This is a genomic window from Streptomyces sp. P9(2023), from assembly GCF_032436795.1.
Lineage (GTDB): Bacteria > Actinomycetota > Actinomycetes > Streptomycetales > Streptomycetaceae > Streptomyces.
Genome location: NZ_JAUPWM010000236.1, coordinates 1 through 354, shown reverse-complemented (window position 1 = coordinate 354; position 354 = coordinate 1). Strand labels below are relative to the sequence as shown.

Annotated in this window: 1 protein-coding gene; it reads right to left on the bottom strand. The window is 50.0% G+C overall.

Annotated features, from left to right (window positions below; genetic code table 11):
• On the bottom strand, positions 1 to 155 hold a 155-nt coding region (locus Q5762_RS40150; protein WP_399495550.1), incomplete at its 3' end, for a GntR family transcriptional regulator.
• Between the last annotated feature and the right edge of the window lie 199 nt (positions 156 to 354).

Below are 354 nucleotides of genomic sequence, written 5' to 3'. Positions count from 1 at the left end.
AGCTGCTGAATGGCTTCCCGGATGGGCGTTCTGGAACATTGATACTCCAGCGCGAGCGCATCAGGGTCCAGGCGGTCACCGGGTAGAAAGCGCCCTTCCACGATGGCGTCTTCCAGTAGATCGCGTAGTCGATGTGCCTGTGACACCTTAGCCATAAGTCGCCTCTGTTTTACTTGACTGAAATATTTTAAAAGTCTATTTGTTATATATAACACATCGCATCGAAACATCCTTGCAGCCACAATCTCATAACAATCATGCGCGGAGCCAGATGTATGCAGATGAACATGACGTTTCTACAGGGCTTGCTCACGAACATCAGTGAACGCACCCGCACCAAATACCGCTCGGTGA